Source organism: Acinetobacter portensis (genome assembly GCF_009372215.1).
GTDB lineage: Bacteria > Pseudomonadota > Gammaproteobacteria > Pseudomonadales > Moraxellaceae > Acinetobacter > Acinetobacter portensis.
Genome location: NZ_LWRV01000034.1, coordinates 26,104 through 49,848 on the forward strand (window position 1 = coordinate 26,104; position 23,745 = coordinate 49,848).

Below are 23,745 nucleotides of genomic sequence, written 5' to 3' on the forward strand. Positions count from 1 at the left end.
CCTGCTCGTATCTTAAGAGAAAATTCTACTTTTAGATCCTATTATTTTTAGGGGGGATTACCAAACCTTCAGGGTTTCTATACCAACTTTCAATAAATAAAGCCGCAGCAATACTATCTGCAGAAAGTTTTTTGCCACGACCTTGCGATTGATAATGATCGAGTTCATCACGTGCTTCACGTGTGGTTAAACGCTCATCGACCATTAAGGTTTCTATGTTGGTTTGATGGCGTAAACGACGTGCAAATTTACGAGAACGCGTTGAAAGTTCAGATTCGGTATCATCCATATTTAATGGTAAACCCACTAAAAAAAGAGTGGGTTGATACTGTTTCACAATTTTTAAAAGTTCATCCCAGTTTGGAATTCCATCTTTCATGGGAAATAAAGCAAGAGGATTGGCACTTTCAATGAGAGATTGACCAACAGCCATCCCCATTTTTTGAGTACCAAAGTCAAACGCCATAATCATGTGTGGCGCGGATAAATCAGGCATGACCAATCTCAGAAGATAACCATGTACGGTTTACGCCCATTTTTTTATAGGCAGCATCCCAACGGTCGTCATAAGGTAAGTTAAAAATTAAATCCATATCGGAGTCGCAAATGAGCCAATCACCACGAGAAATTTCTTGCTCTAGTTGGTTTTTGTCCCAGCTTGCATAGCCTAACGCAACTTGGTAACGACCAACACCTTCATTGTGTGCAATTGCATCTAAAATATCTTTAGATGTGGTAAGACACACATTTTCACCTATCGCAACAGATGATAGCCAAATGGGTTGACCTGTATGAAGTACAAAGCCTGCTTCTGGGCGTAAAGGACCACCTTGTAAAACATCGTGTGGATTTACATGATCGGCTTCTATATCGAGGTCATTTAAGAGTTCTTTAATTTGAAGACCAGAAGGGCGATTAATGATAATGCCTTGAGCGCCATCTTCATCGTGACGAGCTAAATAGATGACGGTATTTGCAAAGAAAGCATCATCCATATCTGGTGGAGCAATAAGACAACGATGCATCAAATATTGTTTCGGCACCTAAAGGCTTCTCCTAAATTGATCAATTAATAAATGTCTATTTTAATAAATAAGTGACACAAACTTTGTTGTTTCACTCAATTATTTTTACATTTCAATTTTTAGTTTGTTTGTTAGACAGGTTGAAATTTCAATTGGCGTAATTGTTTCGCATGTTGAAGGGTGGTTTCATTCAGTTCTATTCCCCCTGTCATACGTGCAAGTTCAAGAACTCGATCATCTTCTTCTAAGTCAATAATCGTACTACTTGCAGGGTCGGTTTGACGCTTTTTCACAAGTAAGTGTTGATCGGATTGTGCGGCAACTTGTGCTTGGTGGGTAATACATAAAATTTGAACATGTTGCCCTAAACCTGCAAGCAAACGACCGACTATTTCTGCTGTACCACCACTAATACCCACATCAATTTCATCGAAGACTAAAACCTCAGCTTCTGTTTTTTCAGCATTCATAACTTGCATGACTAAGGCGATACGAGATAATTCACCACCCGAAGCAACACGTGCTAAAGGTTGAGCAGGGATGCCCTTATTTGCTGTAAATAAAAGCTGAATAAAGCTTAAACCTTCACTTGAGACTTGTTCTAAAGGTTCAAATTTAAATTCGAAATGAGCTTCGGGTAACGCAAGTTGTTTCACTTGTTCTGTAAGATGTTTAGCTAAAGGAAGCGAAGCCTCGCGACGAATATTATCTAAATGTTGCGCTTTGGCTAAAAAGTCTTGATGTGAAGCTTCTACTTGTTCCGCTAGTGCTTCAGGGTCTTCTAGTTGATGTAGCTGCTCAAGCTCAGACTGCCAAGCATCATATTCTTCTTTGAGTGTTTCAGGCTGTGTTCTATATTTACGTGCTAAACGATGGAAAACTTCAAGTTTAGAATTTAACTCTTCCATACGTTCAGGGTCGAAACTTTGTTTATCGATGAAATTACGTAAATTTGCAGTTGCATCATCTAGTTCACTTTGAGCATTCAAGAGTGATGTGTAAATTTCAGCGAGTTGTTCACTGCGTCCAGAATGTGACTCTAAACGACGTAAAATAGATGCAATTTCTTGATTGATATTTTGTTCGGCATCATCAATTGCGCTAAGAGCATAACCACAATCTTGCATGATATTTTCATGGTGACTCAGGCGGTCGAACTCTTGTTCAATTTCTTTGTAATCGACTTGAACTAAATCTTCAAGTTCTTCGATTTGAAGTTCTAAGGTTTCTATACGTTGTTTACGCGTTGCTTGAGCATCCAATGCAGATTGATGCTGACGGATATCTTTTTGCCATTTGCTATACGCATCACGGACATCTTGAGCAGGTATATAGAAATTATTGTAGCGGTCTAACCAATGTTTTGGATAAGGTGGTTCTAATAGTTGTTGTTGGCTGTGCTGACTATAAAGTTGCACGAGTAAGCGTCCAATTTCTTTTAACTCAGACAAGCTACTTGGGCGACCATTAATCCACGCTTTGCTTCGACCTGTGGCAAAAATTACACGACGTAAAAGAATTTCGCCAGATTCATCTGCTAATTCTTGCTCTTTTAGCCATAATGCTTCGGGGCTATTTTCTTTATAGCTGAATGTTGCAGTGACATCTGCTTTTTCAGAGCCAAAGCGAACATAATTGGTATCTGTTCTTTCGCCCAAACAAGCAGAAAGCGCATCGAGTAATAATGATTTTCCTGCGCCAGTTTCACCCGTAAGAACGTTAAAACCTTCTTCAATATCAATAGCTAAATGTTCGGCTAATGCGAAATTAATCAGAGTTAAATGTGTCAGCATAAACGCATCCAAGCTGCGAAAAGTTTAGTTAAAGGTCGTCAAGTTTTGTTTTTTGCTACAAAATCAGATTAATTCTATCTTAAAATAACGCTAAAAATAATACTGATTAGAATTAAACAGACCATTCAAAATAAAAGGGAATTTCTTAAATATACGCTAAATATAGGGTTTAGAGCATGTTTTTTCATAGGTATTAAACATCTCTTTGTAAAGATGATGAAGATCTTATTGAATTGAAAACATTTTAAGTGATTGTAGGAGAGAGTCTTGCTTGAAACCCAATCGTGAAATATAAGTATGGAATATTTCTTGCTATGCAAAAGTCATCTGAAACTTTAGTGAGTATTGTGCAAAAAGTGATTTGTACTTATGGTGTAGTTGCTTTAAAATTCTGTGAAATTGAGGTGAGTAGGCAAAAGCAAAAGCATCATTTATGCTTAAGTTTGAAGCGTATTGTTTTACCTATAAAGAGATTAATTGGTCTATTTATCTTTCTAAATAAACTAATTATAAAATATAAAAACGCGTTATTTGGAGAGTACGCATGTCAGCCCAGTTTGATCATGTATCTGTAGTAAAAAAATCGAATGTTTATTTTGATGGGTTATGTGTCAGCCACACTGTTCAATTTGAAGATGGAACAAAAAAGACATTAGGCGTACTTTTACCAAGTAAACAAGAACTCACTTTTGCAACTCATGTTCCTGAGCGTATGGAAATTATTTCAGGTGAATGTCGTGTACGCATTGCCGATAATGAAGAAAGCGAATTGTTTCGTGCAGGACAATCGTTCTATGTGCCTGGAAATAGCCGTTTTAAAATTGAAGCAGATGAAGTTGTAGATTATGTTTGCCATTTGGGTGGTTAAGCATTAAATCAGAAGATTCAGACAAAGAAATTTTAGCCTAAATCGGTTAAACTAATGATTCAGCATAAATCCTGTAAAGTCTGCTTTGCAGGATTTTTCTTTTTGTATTATCAGTCAACATGTTAGAGGTCGTTCATGGCAAAAACTGAATATTTTTATGGCATTCACTCGGTGGAGTCATTGTTGGAGCTTGAACCAGAACGAGTTTTAACACTATTTTCTTTAAAAGGTAGAGATGATCTACGTTTGAAGCGTGTACTTGAATTGGCTGAACCTTTTGGTATTAGCGTACAACAAGCCAGTAAAGATAAATTAGAAAAACTTGCAGGACAGCCTTTCCATCAAGGTGTGGTTGCGGCTGTACGTTCGCATCCAACATTAAATGAAAAAGATCTTGAAGAGCTTTTAACTCAAAATCCTCAAGCACTTTTACTGGCACTTGACCATATTACAGACCCGCATAATTTAGGTGCATGTATTCGTACTGCTGCGGCAATGGGTGTGGAAGCCGTGATTGCACCACGTGATCGTTCTGCAACATTAACGCCTACAGCACGTAAAGTGGCTGCAGGTGGCGCAGAAAAAGTGAAGTTTATCCAAGTCACAAATTTGGCACGTACATTAGATCAAATGAAAGAAGATTATAATGTTCGTGTTGTAGGCACAATGCTTGATGAAAAAGCCTTACCTATTCAGAGTTTCGACTTTACTGGAACAGGTATTTGTGTGGTGATGGGCGCAGAAGATACAGGTTTACGTCCAATTACTCAGGCTCAGTGTGATCAAACTGTATATATTCCAATGGCAGGAAATTTACAGAGTTTAAATGTCAGCGTTGCAACAGGGATGGCTTTGTATGAAGCTTGCCGTCAACGTAATGTTAATTCATAAAAGCTGCACAACTAGATGACATCAAGAACACAAGGCTATATTTATGTCCTAATCTCCATGTTGATTTGGGGTGGTTTTACTTTAACGTCACGGTTAAATGTAAAATGGGGGATTGAAGCGTGGGATATTACCGCACTGCGCTTTGCTTTAGCCTTTGTGATTCTTGTGCCAATTTTAATTTATAAAAAAGACACCGCTTTTTTATGGAAAAAAAAGCCTTTTATCTTGGCGATGATTGGTGGTGTTGGTTATTGTTTAACGGCATATTCAGCATTTCATTATGTACCTGCTGCACATGCCGCTATTTTTTTAAATGGTTTTATTCCTTTATGTACCGCCTTTGCAGGTTTCTTGCTTTTCAAATATGCCTTCGATAAACATACATGGCTCAGTGTCATCATCATGATTGCATCTATTAGCATCATGAGTTTACTTATGTATAGAGAAACAGGTGTTGCTTTTGGTTTAGGTGATTTGCTGTTTGTTTTAAGTGCAATGTGGTGGGGAGTGTTTTCGGTACTTTTGCGCCAATGGAAACTTTCTGCATGGCATGCAATGTCAGGTGTAGCAATTTGGTCGGCAATTGTTTATTTGCCAATTTATATATTATTTTTACCCAAGCATTTATCTGAACCCGAGCCCATCCATCTTATGGCGCAAATGCTCTTTCATGGCGTATTTGTTGTAATTATTGCAACGCTTGCTTATGTAGAAGCCATTAAGCGCTTGGGTGCATTTAAAACAGGAAGTATTGTGACACTTGCGCCTTTTATGGCGGCAGTGATTGCAGTGCCCGTATTGGGTGAGCCTTTAAGTTTGGCTATTATTTGTGGCTTAATTGGTATGGCAATTGGTGCTTTGCAACCTTGGCGATGGTTTGGTCGGAAAGACAGTTTAGAAGTCCAACTTGAGCAACAAAAAAAGCAGTCTAATTAAGACTGCTTTTTTGATAGTGCTAAATATTCTTGATGTAGAGTTTTCAGCTTTTCATATAAATGATCAAGATGCCCATCATTTAACACAATATCATCTGCTAATTTTTGTTTTTCTATACGCGGCATTTGCGCTTGAATGATACTTTTAATTTGCTCAATATTTTGCCCATCACGTTGCGATGCGCGTTCAATTTGTAACTCTTCTGATGCATCTATGAGTAAGGTGCGATGTGTTAATTGATACTGTTTACTTTCAAAAAGTAGCGGTGAAACTAAAATAACATAATCACTTTGAGCTTTAGCTAACTGTTGAATAATAGAGCTTCGAATAGCAGGGTGGGTAATATTTTCTAAGGTTTTACGTGCGCTTGGATCTGCAAAAATGTGTTCACGTAATGCACGTCGATTCAGTTCACCATTTTCAAGTAAAACCCAATCACCAAAAGCTTGTTGAATTTGAGCCAAGGCAGGTTGCCCAATCATTACAATTTCTCGGGCAACAATATCGGCATCTATAACGACAATATTTTGAGATTCAAACCACTGGCTAGCAGCCGATTTACCACTACCAATTCCACCTGTTAAACCCAAAATAAATGACATAATTAACCTAACTGACCTAAATATAATTGCATGATTTGTTCACCCCAAAGAAAGGCAATCCAACCTGCTATTGCAATATAAGGACCAAATGCGAAAGGTTGATTTTCTTTGCGGACTTTTATCAAAATGATACCAATGATAGCACCAACCAATGATGAGAGTAGAACAATGAGTGGGAGCATAAGTGGTCCCATCCATGCGCCTAATGCGGCAAGTAATTTAAAGTCGCCATAGCCCATACCTTCTTTGCCTGTCACTATTTTAAAAATGTAGTACACAATCCAAAGGCATAAGAAACCAATGATATAACCCCAAATTGCAGAAGTTGGTGTTGTGAAAAGACCAAAGCTATTAATTGCTAAACCAATAGCAGCTAAAGTGAGTGTATAGCGGTCTGGCAAAAGTTGTGTATCAAAATCGATAAAGGTTAAAGCAATTAAAATCCATGTTAAAACTAAGCCGAATAGCATTTGAAGTGTAGGCCCAAATACAGCGACAACAATGAGTGATGCTGTTGCTGTAAGTAGTTCAATGAGTGGATAGCGTATGTTAATTGGATTTTTACAGCTTCCACATTTCCCTTTTAAAAATATCCAACTAATCACAGGAATATTTTGATACCAACGAATAGCAGATTGGCATTTTGGGCATGTTGAATCAGGTTTGCTTAATGTGATTTTTGTTTCATCGATGATGGGTTGTTCAGGATGTAATAAAAATTGGCAATCTGTACGCCATTCTTGTTCCATCATTTTGGGGGTTCGATAAATGACAACATTTAAAAAACTACCAATACATAAACTAAAAAGCCCAACTGCGATATAAAGCGCAGTTGGGTTTGAAATAAAATAAGAGATTAATTCTTGCATTAAACCACAGAACCCATTTGGAAAATTGGAAGGTACATCGCAATAACAAGACCACCTACAAGTACACCAAGCACAGCCATAATAAGTGGTTCCATCATTGATGTTAAACCATCTACAGCATTATCGACTTCATTTTCATAGTGAGTCGCGACTTTATCTAACATAGAGTCGAGCGCACCTGATTCTTCACCAATCGCCACCATTTGAATTGCCATTGATGGAAAAACGTTAGTTGCTCGCATTGCAAATTGAAGTTGTTGCCCCGTAGAAACATCATCTCGAATACGCATGACAGCTTCTTCATAAACGACATTATTTGTTGCACCTGCTGTTGATTCTAAGGCATCAATAAGGGGTACACCTGCTGCAAAGGTGGTTGCTAGTGTGCGGCTATAACGTGCAATAATTGCTTTATAAACAAGATCACCAAAAATAGGGGCTTTTAAAGCAAGTTTATCGAGTAAATCTCGGAATGGTTTACTGCGTTTCTTTGCCTGTAAGAAGCCAGCAATAGTTGCTGCAATCGCAATAATTAAAATAAACCAATATTTCTGCATCCATTCAGACATATTGACCACTATTCTGGTAAATGCTGGTAATTCTGCACCAAAAGAGGTAAATAACTCTTCAAATACAGGAACTACTTTCACCATCAAAATAATAGTAACAACGAGTGCAACGATAACGACAGTAATAGGATACTTCATGGCTTTCTTAATTTTTTGTTTTAGAAGCTCACTTTTTTCTTTGTAAATTGCAACACGATCTAGCATGGTTTCGAGTGCACCCGATTGTTCGCCAGATTCAACCAGTGAGCAAAAGAGTTTGTCAAAATATTGAGGATACTTTTTTAATGCACCTGCAAAAGTATTACCGCCTTCAACTTCTCCTTTAATGCCTACAACCACTTCACGCATTGCTGGGTTGTCTAAACCTTCAGCAACAATTTCAAAGCTTTGAACTAAAGGAACACCTGCTTTCATCATGGTTGCAAGCTGACGCGTAAAAATTGTAATGTCTAAAGTAGTTACTTTTTTCTTAAAAAGCCCCTCGAGAATATTTTTTTTCTTTTCTCGAATGGATTTAATGGTAATTCCTTGCTTGCGTAAGGTAACTTTAGCCAAAGCCATATTACGAGCTGGAATTTCCCCTTTAAGTTTAGCCCCTTTACGGTCAACTCCATCGTATATGAAGGTGGGCATCATCTGTGCTTTTTTGACAGCCATGCGTCGTTATCCTTATTTTGAATCTTTATTTATTCACTCGTCACACGATTTACTTCTTGTAAAGAAGTTACCCCTTGCATGACTTTTAATAAACCTGATCGGCGTAAATTGTTATAGCCTGCTTTTGCGGAAGCTTCTGCAATTTGAAGTGCATTACCATCTTCCATAATAATTTTTGAAATTTCGGGTGTTACTTTCATTACTTCATAAATACCAACACGTCCTTTATAGCCATCACGACACTCAGAACAGCCAACAGGTTGGAATATTTTAAGGTCAGGATTTGCTAAATCATCTGCTGTAAAGCCCATTTCTAATAAGCTCTGTTCAGGAACATCAGATGGCGTTTTACAGTGAGGACATAAGCGACGTGCTAAACGCTGTGCAATTACTAGATTTACAGATGTTGCAATATTGAAAGATTGAACGCCCATATTTCTTAAACGCGTTAAAGTTTCAGGCGCGCTGTTGGTATGTAATGTAGACATCACCATATGACCTGTTTGTGCTGCTTTAATTGCAATTTCAGCAGTTTCCAGATCACGAATTTCTCCGACCATCACAATATCAGGATCTTGTCGTAGGAAGGATTTTAATGCAGCAGAGAAAGTTAAACCAATTTTATTGTTTACGTTAACTTGGTTAATACCTTCTAAGTTAATTTCCACAGGATCTTCGGCAGTAGAAATATTAGTATCTTCTCGGTTAAGAATGTTCAGACCTGTATATAAGGATACTGTTTTACCTGAACCAGTTGGACCCGTGATTAAAAGCATACCTTGAGGTTTGTCTAGAGCATCCATGAAAAGTTCTTTTTGCTCAGGTTCATAACCTAAAGCATCAATACCTAACATTGCACTCGATGGATCTAAAATACGCAGTACCAGTTTTTCACCAAACAATGTTGGGAGAGAGTTCACACGAAAATCGATGGCTTTGGTTTTAGAAATTTTTAATTTAATACGACCATCTTGTGGCACACGTTTTTCAGAGATGTCCATTTGGGACATCACTTTTAAACGTGAAGCTAAACGATTTGCAAGCTGTAGTGGGGGAGTGGCAATTTGACGTAAAACACCATCTACACGGTAGCGAACACGATATGATTTTTCGTAAGGCTCAAAGTGTAAATCTGAAGCACCCATACGAATGGCATCTACTAAAAGTTTATTAATGTATTTAACAATAGGCGATTCATCACCTGTAGGATCATCATTTTCCTGATTGTCTTGATTGGTATCTATTTCTTCAACTTCTAAATCGAAGTCATCATCGCCAAATTCAAAGCTACCGCTATCGGCATAAATATTTTCAATAACTTTGTCTAACTTGTCAGCCTCAACAATAATCGCTTCAACATTCATCTTACTGTTAAAACGAATAGCATCCATTGCTTCTATATTTGTTGGATTGCTCGTTGCGACGTAAAGAAGGTTACCGCGACTAAAAATAGGCAACACTCGATGTTTAGTAATTATTTTGTCATCGATTCCTTCTTTAACCAACATGTCTGTATTGTATACGGATAGGTTAAAAATTGGCTCACCAAATTCTGTAGCAATCGTTTCGGCAATCAGGAGTGATGAAATTTTTAGATTTTGAATTAAATAGGGAACAATGTCTTGCCCAGCTTTTTTTGCACTGATAATTGCATTTTGCATAGCTGCCGCATCAACAACCCCATTTTCAACGAGGCGTCGAATAAAGCCGGTAAATTTCGGTATAGATTGTGTGACTGACATCCCCGAGGTCCTTAAAAAAAATAATGTTTATAATTGGTATAATAAAATTATACTTTTGTTACGAAAAAATACCACATGTAAAATGAATATCCCTAGTTAAGTCTGCATAATAAATGTGAGCTATTTATGGGAAAGCCATAAAATTGCAGAATATGACCTGAGTTATTAGAAATATTTTATAAATTTGTATAATGAAAGTCGTTTAAATTTTTTAAGCACAAATTATTTTTACGTGTAGAATGTGCTCGGTTTTCAGAATTGTTTTTTTGCAGGTTATTTGTATGTCGGGTTCAACGATTACGCCGTGGGTAGTTGGTAATTGGAAGATGAATCCAATGCAGGCCGATGCTCAACAACTTATTCAAGATTTCAAAAGTTTATTACAAGCTCATCCAATCGATGAAAGCAGCTGCTATATCGGTGTAGCTCCTATAACTTTAGCGCTTACAACAACTCAAACAGCGTTAAGTTCAGCGAATCGTATGGTTTATACTGTCGCTCAAGATTTATCTCGAATTGCAGCAACAGGTGCTTATACAGGTGAAGTAAGCGCTGAATTGCTAAAAGATAGTCAAATTAACTTTGTTTTGATTGGGCATTCAGAACGTCGAGAAATTTTCGGTGAATCAGCTCAAATCTTAAATGAAAAAATGAAGAATGCATTAAATGCAGGTTTGACTGTTATTTATTGTGTTGGTGAAAGCTTAGAACAGCGTGAAAGTGGTCAAGCAGAGCAGGTTGTTTTACAGCAAATTTGTGATATTGCAACGGTTGTTGACAGTGAACAATGGCAAAATATTGTTATTGCTTACGAACCCATTTGGGCGATTGGAACAGGTAAAACTGCTTCACCTGCAGATGCTCAAGCAATGCATGCACAAATTCGTGAAGGTTTAAGCCAAATTACGACCTATGGTCAAAGTATGGCAATTCTCTATGGTGGTAGTGTTAAACCTGAAAATGCAGTAGAGTTAGCGGCCTGTCCAGATATCAATGGTGCGCTCGTAGGTGGTGCATCATTAAATGCAGAGTCATTCCATAAAATTGCTCATGCATTTGCAAATACAAAATAATTAGGAGTTCAGCATGCATACTTTTGTGCTGGTAGTACATATTATCTTAGCCGTTTTAATGATTGGTCTGATTTTAGTTCAACATGGTAAAGGTGCAGATGCAGGTGCTTCTTTTGGTGGTGGTGGTGCAGCAACAGTATTTGGTGCATCAGGTTCTGGTAGCTTTTTAACTCGCTTAATTGCAGTTTTAACGGCACTTTTTTTTGTTACAAGCCTTACGCTAGCCGTATTTGCGAAGAAACAGACAACAGATGCGTATAGCTTGAAATCGGTAAATACCACGACTTCGACACCAGCTACACTGCCTGAAACTTCACCAACTGCACCTAAAACAGGCGAATAAGTCCAATTAAACCTTTCTTTTTTGGTTTGATGCGACTAGAATGCCTCACTGCTGCGGTGGTGGTGGAATTGGTAGACACGCTACCTTGAGGTGGTAGTGCTTTCGGGCGTGGGGGTTCAAGTCCCCCCTTCCGCACCAAATTATTAATCCAGAATATAATTTGGTGTAAGCAGTAAATCTATAGTTGCGGGATGGAGCAGTCTGGTAGCTCGTCGGGCTCATAACCCGAAGGTCGTTGGTTCAAATCCAGCTCCCGCTACCACTTCCAATTAAGGTGCAACTTAATTGGGCGAAAACTGAAAGTTTGATTGAAAATGATCAGTATTTTGTATATAATTTTTGCACGTTGATGCGGGATGGAGCAGTCTGGTAGCTCGTCGGGCTCATAACCCGAAGGTCGTTGGTTCAAATCCAGCTCCCGCTACCAAGTTTCTAAAGAGAGGCTCACAACAAAGGTGGGCCTTTTTGCACAGTGGACTTTGGTTTTCTGTGTAATAATGGGGCGATTACGCCCTTTTTTATTATCTATCGTGTAGTGTCGACAATTTTTTGGTCAAATCGTCATGATTCACTACTACAATAGTTCTATATTGGCTTGTAGTGGCCGTTGACCATTTAATTTCACAAATTTGACGAGAGTAAATGAAGCTATCAAATAAAACTCAAGTACTTCAGGACCTTATTGCTCCAGCAGTACAAGCATGTAATGTAGATCTTTGGGGTATTGAATTTACACCTCAAGGTAAACGTTCTTTATTGCGTATTTATATCGACAAAGCAGTCGATGCAAGCGCAGAAACTATCGCGAATGAAGATGGTGAAGAAGAGCAAGGTCGTGGTATTGGCGTTCAAGATTGCGTACGCGTAACACAACAAGTCGGTGCAATGCTTGACGTACATGATCCAATTTCTGGTGAATATGCACTTGAAGTGTCATCTCCAGGTTGGGATCGTCCTTTCTTTCAACTAGAGCAAATGTCAGCGTATATTGGTCAACAGGTTGCCTTACGTTTGATTAGCGCAGTAGAAAAACGTCGTAAATTTCAAGCAAAACTCATTACTGTTGATCTTGAAAATGAAATGATTCAGGTTGAAGTTGAAAACCAACAAGTATTGGACATCGATAGTCACAATATTGATAAAGCGAATTTGATCTTTCAAGATTAATTGAATAAATAAGAATCTGACGAATAGGTGACTCATGGCACGCGAAATTCTTACTGTAGTAGAAACAGTTAGTAACGAAAAGGGTGTACCTCGTGATGCGATTTTTGAAGCGCTCGAACAAGCTCTAGTTGCAGCAACTAAAAAGAAATTCTATGAAGGTACACACTCTGAAGAAGCACGTTTACGTGTAGAGATTGACCGTAAAACTGGTGACTACAGCACTTTCCGTCAATGGGAAGTTGTTGCCGATGAAGATCATGAAATGCCTGCATGTCAAGATGCGATTTCTGATCTAGATCCAGAACAATGGGCAATTGGCGATATTCGTGAGTTAGAAGTTGAATCGATTGACTTCGGACGTATTGCTGCACAAATTGCGAAACAAGTGATTGTTCAAAAAATTCGTGAAGCAGAGCGTGCTTTAATTGCAGATGCATATGAAGCAAAAGTTGGTGAACTTATCTACGGTGAAGTTAAAAAACAAACTAAAGATGGTTTCATTATCGACTTAGGTGACAATGCTGAAGCATATCTTGCGCGCGAAGAAATGATTGCAAAAGAAATTCTTCGTCCTAAGCAACGCGTAAATGCAATTTTATATAATGTGAATCGCGAAGGTCGTGGCGCACAATTGTTATTGACTCGTTCTAAGCCTGAAATGCTTATTTCATTAATGACGAAAGAAATTCCTGAAATTTCTGAAGAAATTATCGAAATTAAAGCAGCAGCTCGTCTGCCTGGTGTACGTGCTAAAATTGCTGTAAAAACAAACGACCATCGTATTGATCCTGTTGGTGCTTGTATTGGTATGCGTGGTACACGTATCCAAGCAGTTCAATCAGAGTTAAATGGTGAACGTATTGATGTCGTTGTATGGTCTGATGATCCTGCACAATATATCGCAAGTGCTTTAGAGCCTGCTGATGTATCGGGCATTGTGATTGATGAAGAAGAACGTACTGCTGATATTATTTTTGCGACAAGCGATCAATTGGCACGTGCAATCGGTTCACAAGGTCAAAACGTACGTTTAGCATCTGAGTTGACTGGTTACAAGCTTAATATGATGCTTGAAGAAGAATACCATGCACGTCAGCAAAATGAAGCACAACAATATTTAGATATGTTTGTTGGTCGTCTAGATATTGCTGAAGATCTTGCAATGGCATTGGTCGAAATGGGCTTCACTTCTTTGGAAGAGATTGCTTATGTACCAGCAGAAACATTTGATGAAATCGAATTAGATGCTGAAGTTGTAGAAATGTTACAAAGTCGTGCAAAAGAAGTGACTTTGGCTGATGCATTGAAACAACAAGAAAACATCCAAGATCCGAGTGACGAACTTCTAGCAATGGAAGGAATGACACAAGAGATCGCTTATGCGCTTGCTGCTCGTGGTGTGGTAACAATTGATGATCTTGCTGATCAGGCAACTGATGATATCGAAGATATTGAAGGTTTAGGTGCTGAAAAAGCGGGTCAACTCATTATGAAAGCGCGCGAATCATGGTTTAACTAGGAGATAATATATGACGGACAAGTCGATTAAAGAGTTGGCACTCAGTGTGGGTCGTCCAATTGAGAAGCTCCTGGAACAGGTTCGTGATGCTGGCTTACCGCAAAGTAAAGCTGACGATATTATTTCTACTGAACAACAAGATACCTTAGTCAACCATTTGAAAAAAATTCATGGTCAAGATACAGGTAATGCAGGACAAATCACGTTGAAACGTAAAACTACCAGTACTGCTAAAGTGGCAAGTACATCAGGTAAAGCGAAAACGATTAATGTAGAAGTTCGCAAGAAACATACATTTGTTAAGCCAGATCCTGAACAAATTAAAGCTGAAGCTTTAGCGAAAGCTGAAGAACAAGCGAAACAAGCAACTCAAAATGTTGCGAATAAATCTACAGCGAAAGCTGAAACACCATCACAGTCTTCTGGTGCAAGTAAAGCATTAGAAGCGATGCGTGCTGCTGCAAAGCAAACAACTGAAAAGCAAGAAGTATCTAAAGCGGCTGTTGTTGTTAAGCGTAAATCTACAAACAAACCTGTTGTGAAAGCACAAGTTAAACAAGTAGAAACACCTGAACAAAAACGCGCACGTGAAGCTCAAGCCGCACAATTAAAAGCGACTGAAGAAGCAGCACGTCGTAAGTCAGCTGAAGAAGCTCAACAACGTACGCTTGAACAAATGCGCCAAATGGCAACTAAGTACTCTAGTGATGATGCTACTACTGCAACTATTCGTGTAGTAGATGATTCACCACTGGCTGCTGGTCTTGTTGGTCAAGCATACGAAGATTCATTTGCGAAAGAAGACCGCGAGATTAAACGTGGTACGAATACACCAACTGCACGTGCACCGAAAAAAGGTGGTCGTCGTGGTCAGGAAGAGCAAAGCTTCAGTAAGCAACCTAAACGTGGTTTGAAAACAAGTCAGGGCAACAAGCACGGCTTTGAAAAACCAGTTAAAAAACAAGTTTATGATGTTGAAATCGGTGAAACGATTGTTGTTGCTGACTTAGCTGCAAAAATGGCAATCAAGGTTCGTGAAGTTATTAAATCACTTATGAAAATGGGTGAATTGGTTACTCAAAACCAAGCGATTGAACAAGATATTGCTGCACTTGTTGTAGAAGAAATGGGTCATAACCCAGTTCGTGTATCTGATACTCAAGCGGAAGATAACTTACTTGAAGCTGCTGAAGTTGCTCGTGGTGCGCAATCTACACGTGCACCAGTAGTGACAATCATGGGTCACGTTGACCATGGTAAAACATCGCTTCTTGACCGTATTCGTCGTGCTAAAGTTGCACAAGGCGAAGCGGGCGGTATTACACAGCATATCGGTGCTTACCACGTTACAACTGAAAAAGGTATTATCACTTTCCTAGATACTCCGGGACACGCAGCGTTTACTGCTATGCGTTCACGTGGTGCGAAAGCGACTGATATCGTAGTTCTTGTTGTTGCAGCTGATGATGGTGTAATGCCACAAACAGCGGAAGCAATTGATCATGCTCGTGCTGCAGGTACTCCAATTATTGTTGCAATCAACAAAATGGATAAAGAATCTGCTGATCCAGATCGCGTATTGAATGAATTGACTGCGAAACAAATCGTCCCTGAACAATGGGGTGGTGATGTTCCAGTAGCAATGGTTTCAGCACATTCTGGTCAAGGTATTGATGAACTTCTAGATCTTATTTCAATTCAAGCAGAAATGTTAGAGTTGAAAGCGTCTGAAGAAGGTGCTGCACAAGGTGTTGTAATTGAAGCACGTGTAGATAACAGCCGTGGTGCTGTAACATCTATCCTTGTTCAAAATGGTACATTGAAAGTGGGTGATTTAGTACTTGCTGGTTCATCTTATGGTCGCGTTCGTGCGATGACTGATGAAAACGGTAATCGTATTAAGTCTGCAGGTCCTTCAATTCCAGTTGAAATTTTAGGTCTTCCAGAAGCGCCAATGGCGGGTGATGAAGTTCTTGTTGTAACAGATGAGAAGAAAGCACGTGAAGTTGCCGATGCACGTATGGATCGTGAACGTCAAAAACGTCTTGAACGTCAATCTGCTATGCGTCTTGAAAACATCATGGCGTCTATGGGCAAGAAAGATGTGCCTATCGTTAACGTTGTTCTTAAAACTGACGTACGCGGTACATTAGAAGCACTTCATGTTGCGCTTGCTGAACTTGCAACTGACGAAGTTAAAGTACGTATTATCGGTTCAGGTGTTGGTGCAATCACTGAGTCTGACGTTACACTTGCTGAATCTTCAGAAGCTGTTCTTCTTGGCTTTAACGTACGTGCGGACAACACTGCTCGTCAAAAAGCAGATGCGGATAGCATTGATATTCGTTACTACTCAGTAATCTATCAATTGATTGATGATGTTAAAGCGGCAATGAGCGGTAAGCTTGAGCCAGAACATCGTGAAACAATTCTTGGTGTTGCTCAAGTACGTGAAGTATTCCACTCAAGTAAATTCGGTGCGGCTGCAGGCTGTATGGTGCTTGAAGGTACATTACATCGCAATAAACCAATTCGCGTATTACGTGATGACGTGGTTGTGTTCCAAGGTGAGCTTGAATCTCTTCGTCGCTATAAAGAAGTCGTTGAAGATGTTCGTGCTGGTATGGAATGTGGTCTTGCGGTTAAAGGTTATAAAGACATTAAAGCACTTGATAAGATTGAAGTGTACGATGTTAAATTAATTAAACGGAGTCTTTAATGGCGGGTAGTCAACGTCTGAAGCGCATGGCGGATACTGTACAACGCGAGTTGTCTGAGCTTATCCGTCAAGAGCTTAAAGATCCACGCTTAGGTGGTCTTGTGACCATCTCTGCTGTGAAGGTTAGCCCAGATTTAGGATATGCTGAAGTATACGTAACAGTGATGGGACGTGAACTTGGCGATGACCAAAGTGAAGTGGCAAATAAGGAAACTTTAGATGTATTAAATAGTGCATCTGGTTTCTTGCGTCATGAATTGGGTCGTCGTATTAAAACGCGCATTACACCGCGTTTGCGTTTCCATTACGATAAGACGAATGCTTATGGTAATTATATGTTTGGTCTAATTGCAGAAGCAGTGAAGGATTTACCTCCTGTTGAAGCAAAACAAGATGATGAATAATTTGCTGTAATTGTAAAAAAGCCACCTTAGGGTGGCTTTTTTATATCTAATATTTTGACTTATAAATTGATTCTAAAAATTAATGTAAGTCATCTTTGGTTGATTTACTTTTTGCGTGGAAAGCACGTCGACGTGTACGTTGCCACGGTAAAGGACGATCAATAGTTTCGGGTACATCACCACTCATAGATCTTAAACGTAAATGTAATGCTGCTTGAGCCATTAAATTTGCAGATACTGGTGCTGTGATAAACGTGAATAACGTAATTAAAATTTCAGCGAAGCCAAAGCGACCTTGAAAAGCTGAGTAAATCATTGAAGCTAATAAAAAACTACCTAAACCAAGCGTGCCAGATTTTGTTGGTGCATGTAAGCGCATAAATAAATCGGGGAGCCGAACCATACCAATACTACCGATGAGTATGAAAAAAGCACCAACCAGTAAAAATATTGAAACGAGAATTTCCATAACAAGTTGCATAGTCTGTTCTCCTAATCAATCACATGGCCAGATGTAAAATATCTAGCCAAAGCAGTTGTTGAAACGAAACCAAGCATTGCAACAAGTAATGCACCTTCAAATAATGATGTGCTTGCCCAATAAATGCCTAAAACCACAATTAAGCAAATTGAATTTAAAAATAAGGTATCTAAGGCCAAGAGGCGATCTACGATAGACGGTCCCATAATTAAACGAACAAGGCATAAGAACATCGAGATTGTAATTGCAATCATGCAAATACTTAAAGCGTAGGGCAAAATGCTCATGATTTATCTCCTGCTTTCACGCCAAAAATACGCATTAAAGGTTGCTCATAGCGAGCCTTAATGGTCTTAATTTCATTTTCAACATCATCGGTACTCAAGGCATGAACGAGAATATCGCAACGATCTTGATCAATACCCGCTGTGACTGTACCTGGGGTGGTGGTAATAATCATCGCGAGAAGTGAATTAACTTCTTCGTGTTGTGAGTCTAGTGGTACGCGGAACCATTTAGGGTGTAGGTTTTTGGTTGGCCCTAGAACTAATTTTGCGACATTGATGTTGCACAGAATAATATCCCACACGACAATTAAAAATAATTTAACAGCTTCCATCCAATGAATACTGCCAGTACGGTCAATAAATTGGTTCAGGAGTTTTGGGATAGAAATTGCCAAAACAAAAGCCATAAGCAAGGTGGCAGCATCTAAACTATGTGCCAACATTACCCAGCTTAAACCACACAGCACTGAAACAAGCGGATGGGGAAACCAGCAGTCTACAAAAGATTTTTTTTGCATATTATGGTTTCTCCATTGGTTTAAGTTCATCTATTTCAGGGTGATCTTCTTGAATGTCCTGTTCTAAAATTTGACGTTTTTTAAACTCAGAAATATGTTCACCATCTAGCGTATCCTTAGAAATAACATAAGGAATTAAGTGTGCATTTGGATCTACAGTTTCACCGCCATATTTCGTTTCTGGTAGATTTCCTGCATCAAAAGGTTGAACGCTAATAAACTCGCCATGTTCATCTTTTTTCAAGAACATTGCTTCATATAATGCATTGTTTTGAATTTGCTGTGCAGTATTAGAGACATAGTTGTAAATTGGATTTGCAAATACAACATACATCATTAATGTGCCGAGTAAAATGTAGATGGCTATATCGTTACGTTTTGGGGCAATTTCAGGTAAAGCTTGGTATGTTTTAAATTCATCTTTTGATGGGTCATTTTCAGGCTTAGTTGAGCGCCAGAATAGGACAAAGCCAACACGTGTAAATGCAATAATACTTAAAAGACTGACCACTAAAACTGTAATGATAATGATCAGTTGATACGGTGAATTTGCGGTTGCTTGTAAAAGGAATACTTTACCAAAGAAACCACTGAAAGGGGGTAAACCTGCCATCATTAGAGCAATGATGAAGTAGGTAATAGAAACAACTTTATGTTGCTTCATTTGTGGTGCAATTTTAAAGTGATCTTTAAATTCACCACGTTGGGATGTAATCCAACCAGACAGTAAATAAAAAGCCGCACCAATAAGCGTACTGTGTACAAGGTAGTACAATGCTGCTGCCCAAGCTTGCGTATTGAATAGTGATATTGCAATAAGAATTGTGCCAATAGATGACAAAATCATAAAGCCAACAAAGCGTCTTAGGCGTTCAGCACCAATCGCACAAATTGCACCATAAAGCGAAGTAATTAAACCGATAGGTAATAATAAGTTTTGTAGAATTGAACGGCTTAAATCATCATCAAATACTGTGCCATTTACCCGTAAAATAGAGTAAATACCCACTTTGGTCATAATGGTGAAAATAGCAGCTACAGGTGTGGTTGCAACGGCATAGGTTTTGGGTAGCCAAAAACCTACAGGTAACATGGCTGCTTTAATACCAAAGACAACAAATAAAAGTAATCCACCTGCAACTGCAAGTTTATGCTGATCGGGCTCAAGTAATGGCATGAGTCGTGCGACATCAGCCATATTTAAACTACCAACACTGCCGTAAATCATGCCTAAGCCAATAAGGAAAAGGGCAGAAGCGAGTAAGTTGATGGTGACGTAATGAATGCCCAATTGAAATCTTGCTCTGCCTTGTCCGTGAAGTAAGAGGACATAAGAGGCCATGAGTAAAATTTCAAAGAATACGAATAAGTTAAATAAATCGCCTGTCAGGAATGCACCACAAAGTCCCATCAATAAAAAATGGAACATGGCATGGAAGTAACGTCCACGCTCATCCCATTCTTTACTTGCATACCACATAACAGGAACAGCAAGCCCATAGGTGAGTACCAACATAAATGCAGAAAGTTGGTCGAGGACTAAGACAATACCAAAAGGAGCTGCCCATTCACTGAGGTTATAAACCGTAATTTGACCACTACTTGCAAAAATCAAATAGTTAATTGCGGTGAATAAGCCCAGTGCCGAAGAAACGTAACTGATACCACGACGCCAAGGTTGGCGCCAATCGTGCGCAAGTGAACCTGAACCAGGGTTGCCTAAAAGTACTAAAATAAATGCAGTAATTGCAGGAATTAAAATACTAAAAATAGGAGTATGTTGTGTCCAAAATTGGAGGATGTCATTCATTATGGCTCATCCTCACGTGGGTCAATTTGCGGTATTTCTTCTTTTGAGTCAACGTGGTCTGTTCCTGTTTCAAAACGACTGCGTAATGCAAGTTGCACAATAAATGCTGTTGTTGCAAAACCAATGACGATTGCCGTTAAAACTAAAGCTTGTGGAAGTGGATCTGTTACGCGTTCTGTTGCTGTAAGTACGGCAGGTGCATTGACCTGAATACGTCCCATAGCAAATAAAAACAAATTCACGGCATAACCAATCATGGCTAAACCAAGCACTACAGGGAATGTACGCGCACGTAGGATTAAATAAATGCCTGTTGCGGTGAGTAATCCAATAGAAGAGGCGAGTAAAATTTCTAAACTAATCATATTTTCACCCCTTCGGAACTGGACCAGTAATACTGGTATGACGTGAGTCGCCAAGTACGGAAATCATCAGCATGGTTGCGCCAACAACAGTAATATAAACACCCAAGTCAAAAATTGATGCAGATGCTAAATGCATTTCACCTAAAATTGGTGGGTTCACATAAATATGTGCGCTTGTTAAGAATGGGCGACCCCAAATCCATGCCCCCATACCTGATAAGCCTGCAATGACTAAACCAATACCAATCCAAATTTCATATAAACGACCTGACTTGGCTTTTAGTAAGCGTTCTGCTTGATCTTGACCTAATGCAATATATTGAATCACAAGTGCAAGAGAGGTAATTAAACCTGCAATAAAGCCACCACCTGGTAAGTTATGACCACGTAGGAAGATATATAAGCTCACCACAAGTGCTAAGGCTAAAATCCAAGAAGATGTAATACGGAACATCAAAGGGGATGGGTTAAAGCGGTAAGTAAGACCTTGCGTTGTGGTTGTACCATGAGTACGCATACCATCCATTAAACAAAGTGCACCAATTGCAGCAATACCTAATACGGTAATTTCACCAAAGGTATCGAAACCACGGAAGTCGACCAAAATCACGTTTACAACGTTCGTACCACCACCAAGAGGGATGGCTTGTTGCATAAAGAACCATGAAATTGAGTTGTGATCACGCGTGAGTATGAGCCATGTAATCCACGCAATACCTACACCACCAGAAATTGCAATAATCGCATCTCGCCAACGTCTAGGTACAGAAGATTCATAAGGTGTAAGTTGTGGAAGTAAGGATAAGCTCATTAGTAGTAAAACAGTTGTGACTACATCTACTGTAATTTGAGTTAATGCTAAATCGGGTGCAGAGAAGCAAACGAATACAATGGTTACGACTAAGCCAACAGCACCACTAATTAAAATAGCTTTAATGCGCTCGTGATGGAACCACAGCATCATCCAACATGCAGAGAATAATAAAAGCCAAAGAACAATGGCGATAGCTGGGGCATGAGTTAATTCACGTGTACCTGTTGTCAGTCCTGAATTGAATAATGGCATGGCAACAACGGCAATGCTGAAGAATACAATCCATAAGAGATAGCTTTGTAATTTTCCATTTTCAGTTGCACGTTTAAATTTGCGTGAATTGAGTAGTAGATGTTTTAAAAATAATTCAAATAAAACTTTGCCTTGGAATTTCCCTAAATAAGGATCTAGGTCAATTTCACGGATTTTTCCACCTTTAGCTAATGCAAAGTAGAAACTAACACCACCAATTAAAGCAATAACACTCATGAGCAATGGCATATTAAAACCATGCCAAATGGCAATATGTACGCCTTCAAAGTTTGCCAATTGTGTACTTGCACGTGTAGTACTGTTCACAACATTTTGGATGAATAGTGTAGGTAAAATTCCCACTAAAATGCACAAGATGGCAAGTAATGTTGCAGGTGCTCTCATTCCAAAAGTAGGTTCATGCGCATCTTTATTAGGTACATCTTTGCCTACGGGTCCATCAAAGAAAACCCCGTGTACTAAGCGAACCGAGTAAGCAACTGCAAAAATTCCTGCAAATGTTGCAACAATTGCAGAGACAACCATCACAGGGCCTGACAAATTGGCAAGTAGTTCTGTAAAGAACATCTCTTTAGACAAGAAGCCATTTGTGAGTGGAACACCTGCCATAGATGCTGCAGTAATCATTGTTAATGTTGCTGTAAACGGAAGAAGTTGCCATAAACCACTGAGTTTACGCAAATCACGTGTACCCGATTCATGGTCGATAATACCTGCAATCATGAACAACGCAGCTTTAAATGTTGCATGGTTAATAATATGGAAAATTGCCGCAGCAACCGCAAGGGGAGAGCCAATACCAAGTAAGCAAACAATAAGACCTAAATGGCTGATGGTTGAATACGCTAATAAACCTTTTAAATCTTCTTTAAAGATGGCGAAGAAAGCCGCCATGCATAACGTGAATAATCCAACGAAAGTAACAATATTATGATAAAGCGCCGCACCTGCAAAAATTGGAATTAACCGTGCAAGTAAGAAAATACCTGCTTTAACCATGGTTGCAGAGTGTAAATATGCAGATACAGGTGTTGGTGCTGCCATTGCATTTGGCAGCCAAAAGTGGAAAGGAAACTGCGCACTTTTAGTAAAAGCACCCAACAAAATTAATAATAATGTTGGAACAAATAGAGCATGATTTTGAATTTGCTCAGACATTCCTAAAATTTGGTCTATTTGATAGGTACCTGTAATTTGCCCTAACAAAATAAAGCCACCCAGCATGGCTAAACCACCCATGCCTGTAATTGTAAGTGCCATACGAGAACCGCGTTGAGCAGCTTCGTAATTGCTCCAATATCCGACAAGTAGGAAGGATGAGATACTGGTAAGTTCCCAGAAAACGAGTAATAAGAGTAAGTTGTTAGATAAAGATATCCCCAGCATTGCTGCCATAAACAGCATGAGTAATAAATATAATTTGCTGAGTGAGTTTTTAGGGCTTAAATAATAATATGCATAAATATAAATAAGTGTACCAATTCCCGTAATGAGGAGGGAAAAGAGTAAACCAAGTGCATCGAGGCGGAAACTTAGGTCTATTCCTAATTGAGGTAGCCAAGACCAAGTTTGAATAATGGTTTCACCATTAAAAACTGTTTTGGCTTGAGTCAGCAACAAAATTAAACTCGTTAAGCTGACTCCAATAGCACCTAAAGCTGTTACCCCGCGTGAGAATTTCTTCAGCCACGAGACAAGTATTGTGCCTAGTACTAACGGTAACAATATAATAATCGGTAGCACACTCATATCCATTGTCGTGATTTAGGTCTAAAAAACCTAGCGTGAATCTTAATCTTTCAAGGATTATAGGACAGCAAAGAACCATCCAAGTTTCTAAATCTTGAAAGCCAAATGTTTAATCTAAATGAAAAGTAAGTTGTATTGCGCAACTTAGGAATGATTGCAAAATCCGATTTTTTTACAAAAATTGCAAATAAATCCGATCATATTACAGCCAAGACGCAACATCAATCTTTTTCGATCCCACGGAGAACATTATACGCTGACTTCATTTCTC

At 39.0% G+C, this 23,745-nt stretch carries 22 protein-coding genes and 3 tRNA genes; 12 read left to right on the forward strand and 13 right to left on the reverse strand.

The window, feature by feature from the left end:
• Positions 1-31: 31 nt before the first annotated feature.
• The 3 genes from ruvX to recN form a co-directional block, all read right to left on the reverse strand.
• A complete protein-coding gene (gene ruvX / locus A6M14_RS02265) occupies positions 32-496 on the reverse strand; it encodes a Holliday junction resolvase RuvX (RefSeq protein WP_152873341.1) in 465 nt (154 codons plus the stop codon).
• On the reverse strand, positions 489-1,043 hold the full coding sequence (locus A6M14_RS02270; protein ID WP_163122252.1) for a YqgE/AlgH family protein: 555 nt from the start codon (positions 1,041-1,043) through the stop codon (positions 489-491). Before A6M14_RS02270 ends, ruvX begins: the two co-directional genes overlap by 8 nt.
• Before the next feature lie 113 nt (positions 1,044-1,156).
• Positions 1,157-2,818, reverse strand: a complete 1,662-nt coding sequence (recN, locus tag A6M14_RS02275) for a DNA repair protein RecN (RefSeq protein WP_152873343.1) — start codon at positions 2,816-2,818, stop codon at positions 1,157-1,159.
• Between the two features lie 544 nt (positions 2,819-3,362).
• Between recN and ppnP the strand changes: the two genes are divergently transcribed.
• The 3 genes from ppnP to A6M14_RS02290 all read left to right on the forward strand — a co-directional run bounded on the left by ppnP (position 3,363) and on the right by A6M14_RS02290 (position 5,513).
• The gene (gene ppnP, locus A6M14_RS02280) at positions 3,363-3,686 is read left to right on the forward strand and encodes a pyrimidine/purine nucleoside phosphorylase (protein ID WP_152873345.1); all 324 of its coding nucleotides are present in this window, start codon (positions 3,363-3,365) and stop codon (positions 3,684-3,686) included.
• A gap of 135 nt (positions 3,687-3,821) precedes the next feature.
• On the forward strand, positions 3,822-4,577 hold the full coding sequence (gene rlmB / locus A6M14_RS02285) for a 23S rRNA (guanosine(2251)-2'-O)-methyltransferase RlmB (RefSeq protein WP_152873347.1): 756 nt from the start codon (positions 3,822-3,824) through the stop codon (positions 4,575-4,577).
• A 15-nt stretch (positions 4,578-4,592) separates the two neighbouring features.
• Positions 4,593-5,513 carry a DMT family transporter gene (locus A6M14_RS02290; protein WP_152873349.1) on the forward strand — a complete coding sequence of 307 codons (921 nt, stop codon included), beginning with the start codon at positions 4,593-4,595 and terminating at the stop codon, positions 5,511-5,513.
• On the opposite strand, the gene coaE is transcribed toward A6M14_RS02290, so the two are convergent.
• The 4 genes from coaE to pilB are packed head-to-tail and all read right to left on the reverse strand — an operon-like array spanning position 5,510 to position 9,952.
• Complete coding sequence (gene coaE, locus A6M14_RS02295) at positions 5,510-6,115, reverse strand: dephospho-CoA kinase (protein ID WP_152873351.1); 606 nt, start codon at positions 6,113-6,115, stop codon at positions 5,510-5,512. The two genes, A6M14_RS02290 and coaE, sit on opposite strands and share 4 nt — an antisense overlap.
• A gap of 2 nt (positions 6,116-6,117) precedes the next feature.
• The gene (locus tag A6M14_RS14310; RefSeq protein WP_152873352.1) at positions 6,118-6,984 is read right to left on the reverse strand and encodes a prepilin peptidase; all 867 of its coding nucleotides are present in this window, start codon (positions 6,982-6,984) and stop codon (positions 6,118-6,120) included.
• Positions 6,984-8,210, reverse strand: a complete 1,227-nt coding sequence (locus A6M14_RS02305; RefSeq protein WP_152873354.1) for a type II secretion system F family protein — start codon at positions 8,208-8,210, stop codon at positions 6,984-6,986. The genes A6M14_RS14310 and A6M14_RS02305 overlap by 1 nt, the downstream gene beginning before the upstream one ends.
• A 29-nt stretch (positions 8,211-8,239) precedes the next feature.
• Positions 8,240-9,952, reverse strand: a complete 1,713-nt coding sequence (gene pilB / locus A6M14_RS02310; protein ID WP_152873356.1) for a type IV-A pilus assembly ATPase PilB — start codon at positions 9,950-9,952, stop codon at positions 8,240-8,242.
• Positions 9,953-10,233: 281 nt separating this feature from the next.
• Between pilB and tpiA the strand changes: the two genes are divergently transcribed.
• The 9 genes from tpiA to A6M14_RS02355 all read left to right on the forward strand — a co-directional run bounded on the left by tpiA (position 10,234) and on the right by A6M14_RS02355 (position 17,177).
• Positions 10,234-11,025, forward strand: a complete 792-nt coding sequence (gene tpiA, locus A6M14_RS02315; RefSeq protein WP_152873358.1) for a triose-phosphate isomerase — start codon at positions 10,234-10,236, stop codon at positions 11,023-11,025.
• A 13-nt stretch (positions 11,026-11,038) separates the two neighbouring features.
• A complete protein-coding gene (secG, locus tag A6M14_RS02320) occupies positions 11,039-11,368 on the forward strand; it encodes a preprotein translocase subunit SecG (RefSeq protein WP_152873360.1) in 330 nt (109 codons plus the stop codon).
• A gap of 53 nt (positions 11,369-11,421) precedes the next feature.
• A tRNA-Leu gene (locus A6M14_RS02325) sits at positions 11,422-11,506 on the forward strand.
• Between the two features lie 47 nt (positions 11,507-11,553).
• A tRNA-Met gene (locus A6M14_RS02330) sits at positions 11,554-11,630 on the forward strand.
• A gap of 88 nt (positions 11,631-11,718) precedes the next feature.
• Positions 11,719-11,795: transfer RNA gene (locus A6M14_RS02335), tRNA-Met, on the forward strand.
• Positions 11,796-12,010: 215 nt separating this feature from the next.
• A complete protein-coding gene (rimP, locus tag A6M14_RS02340; protein ID WP_152873362.1) occupies positions 12,011-12,535 on the forward strand; it encodes a ribosome maturation factor RimP in 525 nt (174 codons plus the stop codon).
• Between the two features lie 34 nt (positions 12,536-12,569).
• Entirely contained in the window at positions 12,570-14,054 is a 1,485-nt protein-coding gene (gene nusA, locus A6M14_RS02345; protein ID WP_152873364.1) for a transcription termination factor NusA, read from the forward strand.
• Positions 14,055-14,064: 10 nt separating this feature from the next.
• Positions 14,065-16,773, forward strand: a complete 2,709-nt coding sequence (gene infB / locus A6M14_RS02350) for a translation initiation factor IF-2 (RefSeq protein WP_152873366.1) — start codon at positions 14,065-14,067, stop codon at positions 16,771-16,773.
• On the forward strand, positions 16,773-17,177 hold the full coding sequence (locus A6M14_RS02355; RefSeq protein ID WP_152873368.1) for a ribosome-binding factor A: 405 nt from the start codon (positions 16,773-16,775) through the stop codon (positions 17,175-17,177). The genes infB and A6M14_RS02355 overlap by 1 nt, the downstream gene beginning before the upstream one ends.
• 79 nt (positions 17,178-17,256) lie before the next feature.
• Here A6M14_RS02355 and A6M14_RS02360 read toward each other — a convergent pair whose 3' ends face one another.
• The 6 genes from A6M14_RS02360 to A6M14_RS02385 are packed head-to-tail and all read right to left on the reverse strand — an operon-like array spanning position 17,257 to position 23,480.
• A complete protein-coding gene (locus A6M14_RS02360; RefSeq protein ID WP_152873370.1) occupies positions 17,257-17,658 on the reverse strand; it encodes a Na+/H+ antiporter subunit G in 402 nt (133 codons plus the stop codon).
• An 11-nt stretch (positions 17,659-17,669) separates the two neighbouring features.
• Entirely contained in the window at positions 17,670-17,945 is a 276-nt protein-coding gene (locus A6M14_RS02365; protein ID WP_152873371.1) for a monovalent cation/H+ antiporter subunit F, read from the reverse strand.
• On the reverse strand, positions 17,942-18,463 hold the full coding sequence (locus A6M14_RS02370; protein ID WP_152873373.1) for a Na+/H+ antiporter subunit E: 522 nt from the start codon (positions 18,461-18,463) through the stop codon (positions 17,942-17,944). The genes A6M14_RS02365 and A6M14_RS02370 overlap by 4 nt, the downstream gene beginning before the upstream one ends.
• A gap of 1 nt (position 18,464) precedes the next feature.
• Complete coding sequence (locus tag A6M14_RS02375; protein ID WP_152873375.1) at positions 18,465-20,273, reverse strand: monovalent cation/H+ antiporter subunit D; 1,809 nt, start codon at positions 20,271-20,273, stop codon at positions 18,465-18,467.
• On the reverse strand, positions 20,273-20,638 hold the full coding sequence (locus tag A6M14_RS02380) for a Na+/H+ antiporter subunit C (protein ID WP_152873377.1): 366 nt from the start codon (positions 20,636-20,638) through the stop codon (positions 20,273-20,275). The genes A6M14_RS02375 and A6M14_RS02380 overlap by 1 nt, the downstream gene beginning before the upstream one ends.
• A 4-nt stretch (positions 20,639-20,642) precedes the next feature.
• Positions 20,643-23,480, reverse strand: coding sequence for a monovalent cation/H+ antiporter subunit A (locus tag A6M14_RS02385; RefSeq protein ID WP_152873380.1), 2,838 nt, complete (start codon positions 23,478-23,480; stop codon positions 20,643-20,645).
• Between the last annotated feature and the right edge of the window lie 265 nt (positions 23,481-23,745).